At 57.9% G+C, this 10,145-nt stretch carries 10 protein-coding genes and 1 pseudogene; 10 read left to right on the forward strand and 1 reads right to left on the reverse strand.

All coding sequences use genetic code 11. The features are described from left to right. The 10 genes and pseudogenes from PUT78_RS21945 to PUT78_RS21990 all read left to right on the forward strand — a co-directional run. Positions 1-1,669: type VI secretion system Vgr family protein (locus tag PUT78_RS21945; protein WP_274354391.1), on the forward strand; the 1,669-nt coding region annotated here is incomplete at its 5' end. Between the two features lie 92 nt (positions 1,670-1,761). Then, positions 1,762-2,916 (forward strand): hypothetical protein, encoded by a 1,155-nt coding sequence (locus tag PUT78_RS21950; RefSeq protein WP_274354392.1) that lies wholly within the window; start codon positions 1,762-1,764, stop codon positions 2,914-2,916. Positions 2,917-3,000: 84 nt separating this feature from the next. After that, positions 3,001-4,140, forward strand: a complete 1,140-nt coding sequence (locus PUT78_RS21955) for a hypothetical protein (RefSeq protein ID WP_274354394.1) — start codon at positions 3,001-3,003, stop codon at positions 4,138-4,140. Between the two features lie 51 nt (positions 4,141-4,191). Then, positions 4,192-4,440 (forward strand): hypothetical protein, encoded by a 249-nt coding sequence (locus PUT78_RS21960; protein ID WP_274354395.1) that lies wholly within the window; start codon positions 4,192-4,194, stop codon positions 4,438-4,440. 59 nt (positions 4,441-4,499) lie between these two features. Beyond that, positions 4,500-5,486 carry a PAAR-like domain-containing protein gene (locus PUT78_RS21965; protein ID WP_274354396.1) on the forward strand — a complete coding sequence of 329 codons (987 nt, stop codon included), beginning with the start codon at positions 4,500-4,502 and terminating at the stop codon, positions 5,484-5,486. Positions 5,487-5,494: 8 nt separating this feature from the next. Then, the gene (locus tag PUT78_RS21970; RefSeq protein WP_274354397.1) at positions 5,495-6,475 is read left to right on the forward strand and encodes a type VI immunity family protein; all 981 of its coding nucleotides are present in this window, start codon (positions 5,495-5,497) and stop codon (positions 6,473-6,475) included. Next, positions 6,475-7,026 (forward strand): hypothetical protein, encoded by a 552-nt coding sequence (locus tag PUT78_RS21975; RefSeq protein WP_274354398.1) that lies wholly within the window; start codon positions 6,475-6,477, stop codon positions 7,024-7,026. Before PUT78_RS21970 ends, PUT78_RS21975 begins: the two co-directional genes overlap by 1 nt. Before the next feature lie 3 nt (positions 7,027-7,029). Next, positions 7,030-7,995: a DUF2169 domain-containing protein gene (locus PUT78_RS21980; protein ID WP_274354399.1), complete on the forward strand. Its 966-nt coding sequence runs from the start codon at positions 7,030-7,032 to the stop codon at positions 7,993-7,995. Between the two features lie 188 nt (positions 7,996-8,183). Further along, positions 8,184-8,969 (forward strand): hypothetical protein, encoded by a 786-nt coding sequence (locus PUT78_RS21985; RefSeq protein ID WP_274354400.1) that lies wholly within the window; start codon positions 8,184-8,186, stop codon positions 8,967-8,969. Positions 8,970-9,079: 110 nt separating this feature from the next. Then, a pseudogene (locus tag PUT78_RS21990) lies at positions 9,080-9,557 on the forward strand (IS6 family transposase). 170 nt (positions 9,558-9,727) lie between these two features. On the opposite strand, the gene PUT78_RS21995 reads toward PUT78_RS21990, so the two are convergent. Further along, the coding region (locus tag PUT78_RS21995) for a hypothetical protein (protein ID WP_274354401.1) at positions 9,728-10,145 on the reverse strand (418 nt) is incomplete at its 5' end.

Below are 10,145 nucleotides of genomic sequence, written 5' to 3' on the forward strand. Positions count from 1 at the left end.
TGGTGATGCGGGCGCGCTGGTGGTGGCCACCTCTGCCGAGTATCCGGAGCTGGAATACACGGTCCAGTTCCGCGAAAGCGACATGGAGTTTGCCACGCGGCTGATGGAACGGCACGGAATATCCTATCATTTCCGGCACGAGGCTGGCGCGCATAGCATGGTGCTGACGGATTGCGTGGATGTGCATGACAGTATCGGGCGGCGTGATTTCCATGCCAGTGAGACCAATCACCGCTTCGATGAGGAACATTTCTGGACCTGGCAGCCCGCGCGGCGGATCACGACGGGCGCGGTCCGGCTGGTGGATTACAATTTCAAGACCCCCATGGCCGCGATGGAAGTGGACCGCATGGGCGATGCGACCCATGATCAGGGGCAGATCGAAAGTTTCGACTGGCCCGGCGATTACCCTGATCAGGGGCGCGGGCGCGTGGTGGCGCAGTTGCGCAGCGATGCCGAACGCGGGCAGGACCGCCGCTTCGAGGCGGAGGGTGATGTGCTGTCACTGGGCGCGGGGGCGCGCGTGACATTGGCGGGCGATCCGGTGCCGGGGTCGGGCGCGGAATATCTGTGCCTTGTGGCAAGTCATTCCTATACCTCGGATAATTACGGCACAGGCGGGACCAGGGGCGATGATCTGGCCTATCGCGGGCGCTATGTGCTGATGCCCGGCACAGCGCCGATGCTGCCTGAGAGAAAGACCCCCCTCGCCGATGTGCGCGGCCCGCAAACGGCGATGGTGGTGGGGGCTGAAGGCGAAGAGATCGACTGCGACGAATACGGCCGGATCCTGGTGCGGTTCCACTGGGATCTCGACAAGGCCAATTCCATGCGCTGCCGTGTATCGCAGAACTGGGCGGGCAACGGCTGGGGCGGCATGGTGATCCCGCGCGTGGGCATGGAGGTGGTGGTGGAGTTTCTGGACGGTGATCCGGACCAGCCGCTGGTCACGGGGTGCGTCTATAACGGGCGCAACAAGGTGCCGTATGAATTGCCGGAGCATAAAACGCGCAGCACCTTCAAGACGGACACCCATCAGGGCACGGGCTTCAACGAGTTACGGTTTGAGGATGAGAAGGGGCGCGAGGAGATTTTTGTTCATGCCGAGAAGGATATGAACATAGAAGTGCAAAATGATCGTTCGAAGCGCGTAGAGCGGCATCAACACGAAGTAATTGGCGCTGATAAATCCATCGAAGTTGGCGGTGATCACGACGAGACGATTTCGGGGAATATGTCGATTGCGGTTGGCAAGAATCCCCTGTCTCAAACACTCAAGGCGAAGACTCGTCTTTTGTTTTCCAAGGCAGGTGGGATCATGGAAAAGTTGAAACTGCCTGACCCTTTCAACTTCGCCAAGGGCAACATGCAGATGTTTGTCGAGAAAAATAAATCTGAAATCGTCAATATTGCGTCGTCCGAGATTGTCGGTGTTTCGAAGTCGACAATCGTTGGTCACAGCTTCCAGCAGAGCGTTGGAAAAGCTATGAGCGTAATCGTGCGCGGGCGTCATGACACGGATATCGGTAAGGTGATGAATGTCCGGGTTGGGGATCAGTTGACGATCCAGGTTGGTGAAAACTCTATGATCACCATGTCCAAGGAGGGCAAGATCGTAGTCAAGGGCAAGAAGATTGTCTTCGATGCCGATCAGATCGACCTGAACTGATGGGCGCGACGGATCGCTATCCACCGGCGCAATCCGGGCCATCGATCATAAGACCCGAGCATTGGGCTCTCGGCACTGAACCGGCTACGCGGATGCTGAACCGGAAATTGCGGCTGCAATGCAAATTTGCACCGCGAGATTCGATTCAGCCGCAGCAGCATTTCAGCCCGACGACGGCAGCGTCTCTCCCCTTTGCCTCGCGACCCGTTCTCGAAGAAGCAGATATTCAGTCGCTGAAAGACTACCTCGCGGGCATAGATGCCAATATCATCGTGCCACAGCCTCCCGCGCCGGAAGAGCCCGAGCCAGACGCCGCGCCGTCTGAGCAGACATGGGATTTTTCCTCTACAGGCGCGTCGAGAAGCAGCGAGGGCGGTGGGGTCGGATTTGAGCGCCACAAGGGCAGGAATCTGGACGGGCCGTTTGACCGAAGCACGGTCGACAACGATTTCGCCGGGCAATGGGAAGATCATACTGAGATCGTCGGCGGCAAGGTCGAGCGTGAGTTGTTTTCCGCAGCAGTAGCCAGTGGCGAGTTTGGCGAAACGGGAACGGTCTTTGGTGGCAATGGATCCGTTTTCGGAGCATCTGGCGCATTCAACGGGCAATTCAGCTTCACGCGCGAAGGCACTGAAGGGACGTCGCCCGGCTTCCGAGCGGGCACGGGGATTGAAGCGCAGGCTTCGGCCCTGCATGGAAATATCGGAGTGCGTGACGATTATGTTGAAAACAGCCAGACGCTCGCCCGCGCAGACGCGAGTGGTTCCGTCCTCTCGGCGGAAACAGAGGGCAAGCTGGAACTTGTCCTCTCGCCTGAACAAATGACCTTAACTGGCAAGCTTGGCGGCGAACTTAATCTTATCGAAGGCAGGCTAGGGGGCGACCTGATCATCACACCGCGGCGGGTCGTCAACAACAGCGTCAATGCCGTCAACTGGGCTTTCAATTCGAATATAGCCGAACCCTTGGACGAAAACTGGGATATCGGCCTGAAAGTCGGTGGCGAGGTCGCAGGCCAGGTCGGAGCGCAGGCCGGGGTCGAGGGTCGCGCTGGCTATGAAGACGGTACTGCACAGCTTGAGGCCGGTGCGAAGATCGGTTTAGGTGTGGGGGCCGGTGTAAAAGGGCGCGTTGGGTTGGTCGGAGCAGACAAGATCTGGAATGGTCTGAAATCAGGCGCTTCGAGTGCTTGGTCGGGCGTCAAGTCGGGATCCCAGTCTGCATGGAACTGGATCTGGTACGATTGAGGTCGATAGCACATGATCAGCAGGCATTTGTTAAGGGTCAGTTTTCTGGTCACAGGGCTTTTTTTACTAACCACAGGAGGGGTGATGTCCGACATCGTGACCGAGCGGATGGGGCTGGCAACCGCTCCCTCAGAGAGCGCGCGCAAGACCTTCTCTTTTTCTGATGCGCCGCAGCTTTCTGCCTCAACTTTTGATCCGTCGGGATTCGTCTGGGACGAAGTGGATACAGTGCCGCCCGACTTCATCGAAGACGGCGTATTCACTTCTTTTTCACAACGCTATGTCGGGTATCTTCCTGCCAAGCGAGATCGCCATGAAGTTGCAATCTACGTGGCCGGTTTGCGCCCTGATCGCGTGGCACCCGCGGCATCTACGGCAGTCCAGCTTGCCGCGAAGTGGGGGCGGCTGAGCTTCGGCGTTGTTGCGCATGATCTTGAATTTGGAGAAGCGCTCGGCGGCGACGAGTCGTCTGGGGTGATGATGGTCAACCGTATTTCGGTATGGCGGCGCGGTCATCAGGCCCTGATATTGCGCCAGACCTTCGAAGCAGAGCATTTCTCGGCCCATGCCGAAACGATCGCAACTCTGGTCGGTAGTCTGAACTTCGCCGAAGAGCTGAGCTCCGACCCGGTCATTCAAAACGCTCACCGCTCAACTCTTGCGACAAACGGATTCGACTTCTCGTTTCTGATGCCAGAAAACTGGAGCCGTCTGGTAAGTGGTCCAACTGGAACCCCATTGATTTCGGAAGTCTGGTACGATGCGGCTGATAAGAACGGGAATGGGGCGGTCATGGTCGCTATGGGCCCACCCGTGGAGACTATAAGCCATGGACAGCGGCCTGCACCAGTGCCCGAACAGCAAATGGCCGATCTGGCGGGAACCATCGCAACTGTATTTATGCAGAATATACTTCCCGACACTCAGTTTCAGTTGTCCCCGCAGAATATGACAAGCTTTGCCGATCTTGATGAAATTACGGCCTTCAATCGGATGTATTTCATTGATGTAGCACTGAACGGCGCCGCGGCCGGGGTGATCACCGTGGAAATCGTCATGCCTGCCGATGGCACGACTCTCGTGAATGCAAGCTTGTCGCCGGCTTCGCTCGATGCCTATCTTCTAGGGACCCAGCACCATGTATCTCTGGCCACTGGCTTCGTACACACCGCGATTGTTGCCTACGCCGTTGATGCTGCCCAGCGGCAGGGCTGGACGCAATGACCCAGCCGAAACCAACACCAGCCCCCGCAACCTGAAAAACAGGAGAGACGCATGAAGGATCTTGTCGACCAGAGCGCCCCTGATCGATGGGAAGCGCTAACTCTAGCGGAGATTGCACAGCTGCGCGCGCTGCTTGCAATGGTGCGGACTGGCCCGGAAGGCAAGTCGCTGGAATTGCGCACGTCTCGCGCCCGTCTTGCCTTGATGGCGGATGGCACCATCCGGATCGAAGGGCGTGCCGTAGTACAGATAGCGGATGAGACGATCACGCTTGATTCCGCAACGATCCATCTGAACTGATGGGCATTACGATCAACATCAACGGGCTGACGCTCTGCCATAAGGATTCTGGCGGGGTCGTGCGCAACACCTTGCCGGATGTGTGCAAGACCCCAGCGGCCAAGAACAAGCCGCTGCCATATCCGAACATCGCGTTTTCAAAGGACCTCACGAAGGGAACGAACACTGTAAAGGCGGATGGCGGGCATATGTGTGCCATCCGCGGTTCGGAGTTTTCCACTTCGATCGGGGACGAACCAGGCTCAGGAGGCGGTGTAAAGTCTGGCACGCATCTTCATCGTGCAACATGGCTGAGTTGGTCACCCGATGTGTTCATGGAGGGTAAACCTGCATGTCGCTTGTCGGACAAGATGCTGATGAACAACGGCAATACCGTGTCCCTCGGTGGCCTGAACCAGCCACCTCTGACGCCCGAACAAATTGACGAATGGCTGTGCGAGGCGGCTTGCGAATGCAAGACGGCTTTGTTGTTTCAACGGTGCGTCGCAAACAAGATCAGAGAGCACCTCTATGAAGGTGATTACCCTCGTCCGGGCAGCAGGATATGGTCCGAAGTCTCGATGCAGGGGCGCGATGGCGCGTGGGGAATCATACGAAATTCGGCTGGCACAGGGCCTACATCCAACCCGATAACGCCAGGAGGCGGTATTCGCCCGGATATTGTGACGGTGAATTCGGCAGGGGAACCAACCCGGATGATCGAAATGAAATTTCCTGGGGATAGTTTCAACGCCAATCAGAACCCGATGGATCCCAACAGTGCCTACAATCGTGCGGCAGAGGATCTCGGGGTTGAATATGAACAGATCGATGTCGAAAATGATTGCCCATGTTGGGGCGGCGGCCCTCCCGGAAGCCCTGTGCCGGTCACGGTTCCGACCCCTGAACCGAGCTCTGAGCGAAACTGGACGCCCTATATTGTCGGGGCAGGTGTCGCCGTTCTAGCGGTCGGTGCCGTCGCCTGCTATGCCACTGTTGCTTGTGGCGCTGCGGTAACCGGCGCGCTGGGGCTCGGTGGGCTCGGCCTTGCCGCCGCATCAAGTTGAGAGGCCCCATGGACGAGAAAAACGAATATTATCAACTGCACGGTCAAGGGATCGGCCATCGCAAGACCAACCGGCCCATCCTGCGCTTTGCCGGGACCGGGCTCTTTTATCACAATGGCGTGCAAGGAACTGATTTTGAAAGGATAATAGACGCCGCGCAGGATTTCATCGATACATTTCCTGGCACTGTGACGAAATTCGCCGATGCCGGGCGTGGCGACTATGCTTTGATCAAGGGCAACAACTGGCGCGACCGGTCTGGCTATCGGCCGGCAACACCAGTTGCGGCAGATGGGTTTGATCTCTGGGTATTCTCCGACGAAAATCAGCCAGTCATCAGCTTTTCCACCTATTTGCCGGTGAACGAAGGCCCTTATCGCGTTCAAAGCCCCGGACTTGTCTATAATGCCGTGCCGCTGGTCTGGATTGCGGAAGACCCGGACCGCTGCGTGGCAAAAATGGCCCGGTGGTGCGCCCTATTGCGCCCCGAGCAAGGGACATTCGGCATCGGAACGGTGTCGTCACTTGGCACGAGCCAGAGAAATTACGGCATGGAATACTGGCCCTGGCTGGCCCGCTATTCCGGCCTCGATGCCGTGACCTGGATGAAATACGATCGCCGCAACCCGCATCAGGCCTTGCGCGCGGTTAACTGGCTGACCATCCTTGATGATGTCTGGATCGACAAACTCGGCGGTTTAGAGCGCATCGCCGGGTCCTTGCATCCCGAAGGATCGGTGTACCCCTATGACGGCGGGGCGATCATTCGCGCCTGCACCCATCCTCAGATGGGCGATGTGAACATGACAGGTGTGCCCGAGGCCTATGTCATGGTTGACCGACTGATCCGGCCGTTCCGCTACACCGACTATGCCTCCGGTGCGCCAATGGACAGGTTGAAAGTGCCCGAACCCCTCGATCCCGTTGAAACAACGGTGAATTGGGTGCGGCGCTTTGAACGGTTTGATCCGGATGCGGGGGGGCGCTGATGTCAGAGCCGATGTCTTATGCGCTTTCGGTCGCAATTCCCGCACCGAACCTGCGCGACTGGCTGTCTGCGCCCTGTCCGGGACCAGAGCGTTGGAATGACTGGCACAACCTCCAGATCTCGCTGGAATCCGGCCTGTTCGAGCTTGCCGCGCGTCAGCGCGGGCGCCAGATCGGAGCCATTCTAGCAGAGCTTGTACGCCCAGTTCCTGGGGGCTGGCATTTCTCTTGGACCGACGGGTGGCTTGAACTTGTGGCTTTAGAAGGGTCTGACAACTGGTCGGTCCATATGCTTTACCTGTCGGCCTTCCGTGCCATGGGCTATCACGGCGCAGGGCCGGGCGAGGCGGTGGCCCATGGGTATGTCTGGCGTGAGGGGCTGTCGGATTGGGGGCTTGAGATAGGACATTTCGGGGAAACCCGCCTTTCGGCGGGGTTAGAGCCCGGTGCGCGTACGCGGCTCGATGCGCTGGTGCTGCCTTTTGTCGCCTCCGCACGGGCCGGAGAAACCGGTATCGCGCGCAATGATCTGGATTTTTGGCGAAGGCGATGACCGATGTGGGACCTGCAAAACAAGACTCCGTTCGAAGCGGAACAAGCATTTGATCGCGACGAAGCAGGGCGAGAGGTGGTGTGCATTGCCCTGCGCGGAACGTTTCAGGCCCGACCTGACGGTCTGTGCGAAGCAGTAGCTGATCCGCATCCTGTGCTCCTAGCCCCTGTTTATCACGGGCAAGCCCTTGCCTTTGACGCCGATATTCTACCCTTTCTGCCCGGCGCGGAACTGACTGTGCATGGAACAGCCGATCCGGTTCTGGACGCGCCTCGAATTGCGTCAGTGTCCTTGGGCACGATGACGAAATCCGTGGCGCTTCATCCCAGATTGCGGCGAAGGGCGCGCAAGGTAGAGCTCGATCCTGACCCCGAACCGTTTCCCCTCGACTGGACCGTTTGCCTTGGCGGAATGGCGGCTGACGGCGATCTGCACCCCGAGAACCCGCTAGGAGTAGGAATGCTAGGCCCAACGCATCTGACTGATGGACCATTGCCACGGATCACCGCGGCAACGGAGCGCCCGGAAACCGCAAGGACTGTAACTGGACTTACCCCTTTGCAGCGCCATTGGCAGCCCAGGCTTTCTGCTGCCGGAACCTATGATGCGCAATGGTCTGACACCCGAGCACCGCTTTTGCCAATGGATTTTGACCGTAGGTTTTACCACGCGGCCCCCGCAAACCAGTGTTTCCCCGCAGCTCTGTCAGGGGGAGAACGCCTGACGGTTTCCGGCTTTGCCGCGGCGGGAGAGATGGACATCCGCTTGCCTCAGGCGGTGATCGACCTCCGGGCCGAGTTCGAAAACGGACAGGACACAGCCTCTGCCAAGATATACCGTATCCGTGTCTTTCCGGCGCTTGGACGGTTCGATGTGTTGTGGCTTGCCTCGGTATCTTGCAACGGGCGTGACCACCTTTTGCGCCGCACAACTGTGAACCTGCGCCAAATCGCAGGTATTGTCCGATGAAAGCAGGCTATCGGGCGCTTGGGGCCCCCTTGGCAATAAGAAGCTTTGGTGCAGTCACCGCCCATCCGGGACACAGCATTGATGCGATGCGGGCTGTTCGGGCAGAACGCCCGGCAGCCCAGCGCCATCCTGTTTTCGTGGGGCCGGACGGTCGGCCACAAATATGTGCTCCGGTGGCTGACTGCCTGATGATACGCGATCCGGTGGAGAGGGTCCTCACGCTCTATGACACGGCCCGGCGACAGGCCGGGGCCGAAGCCCTTGAGGCAGAGATCACACTGGCGGCCTTGCCATGGTGGTTGCGGGTGGGCTCGCCGTTGCGGCCAGCCCTCGATCATGCGATAGCACAGGGGCGCCTCGGGCAGGGCAGGATTGATATCGTCAGCGGCGACGCTGCGGCATGTGCTGCGGCGATTTTTGCGGCGGCGGCGCAGCTAGAGCGTCGCGCATATAGCCGTGTCACGGTTGTCACGGCGGATACGGCGATTGCTCCGGTTGTCTTGGACATGAGCGCGGCTTCAGGATTTGGCCATACCCGGAAAACTCGCTTTGTACCCTATCCCGGTGAGGCTGCGGCCGCCATTGTCCTGTCCGCGCCCGACAGGACGGCTGCCCCCTTGCTCGAACTCGCCGAAATGCCCGAGTCCCTGCGCCCTCTCGCGCCGGATCGGGGGTTGATGGGCTTCGTCAGCGCCGGGCTTTTGCAAGGGTTCTTGCCACCAGACAGAGGTTTCACCCTTTTGGCCGATCTTGACGGTGAACGTCATCGCGCAGAGGAATTCGGCGTGGTTCGCTCGCGTCTTGCCGAACCAGACAAGGTCATCGTGCCCGCGCTAGCGACGGGTTATATCGGCACGGCGACCCTTGCGGTGCAGATTGGTGCTGCACTCGCCGCTCCACCAGAAAGCGCGGTCCCCCATCTATGCTGGACTATGGCGCGTTCAGGCATGCGCATCGCTGCCCGCATCACATGAGCGCGCAGAGACAGCGCGAAGTTCTGTCGCAAAGAACTTTGGTTTCTTGTGGGCTCCGCATGAAGCTTCGGCATAGAGGGTGACTTCACAGCAAGGGCATGATGAGTACGATGGTTGACTTTAAAGGCGCGCATTATCCGAAATCCGTGATCGTGTTCGCGGTGTTTTTCTATCTGCGCTACCTTGTTTCCTATCGTGACTTCGAAGAGATCATGCAGGGGCACGGGGTCGATGTTGACCATGCCACCTTGAACCGTTGGGTGATCAAATACTCACCTCTGATCGCCGCTCAAGCGCAGACGAAAAAGCGGGGCCAATCTGGCGGGGCTGGAGGCTGTGAATGTGATCCTCAAATTCACCGGTTTGGGAGAGTTCATAAAGATCCTGCAAACCAAGTATCTGAACAATATCCTTGAGCAAGATCACCGGTTTATCAAACGCATCACTGGGCGAATGCTTGGCTTCAAGGCGTTCCATTCCGCTTCAGCAACGCTCGAGGGTATCGAGACCGCGCATATGATCCGCAAGGAACAATTTGGCACCAACGGCTTGAATGCATTTCAGCAGTTCGCCCAGCTCGCAGCATGATTCTGTCCAGCATCAGTCTACACTCAACCATGTCGAAAATTTGCGACAGAACCCTTGGCAATGCCCTTCTGTGACATGGTAACAGTGACCGCGCGCATTGCGCGTCGAAATTTCTTGGCGCAGCCCGACCTCGCTGCGCATTCAAGCACCCCTGAACGCCGCTTACACCTCTACTGACCAGATATAGAGAAAATGTCTTCTTTTACGTAGGAGGAAATATCAAATTCTGGGGTTGTTTCAATGCCATGACTCAAACCGAGAATTGACAAGTAGAAAGGATAAGCGGCAGCAACGATGACAACTTCGTGCCCGTTCTCAAAAGTGAAGGTTAATCCGCTGTCAGAGCTAAAATCCTTTGTTGTGAAACTGAGTTTTTGCACCCTAGTTGGGCTTTCCACTTTCCAAAAATGATCGAAGTCACTTTGTAAAAAACCGCTGTTCTCTAGTACTACAGTTGCATGTAATATGGATATCTGATTCAATCCTGCCTGAGCAATTGGGGAGGAATTTCGATGTCCGTATCGGATTGGGCTGGAGTGATTTCGGATTGGCGCGCCGCGCTTGAAGGTATGAAGGCGCGGATTGCAT

Source organism: Roseinatronobacter alkalisoli (assembly GCF_028745735.1).
GTDB classification, from domain to species: domain Bacteria; phylum Pseudomonadota; class Alphaproteobacteria; order Rhodobacterales; family Rhodobacteraceae; genus Roseinatronobacter; species Roseinatronobacter alkalisoli.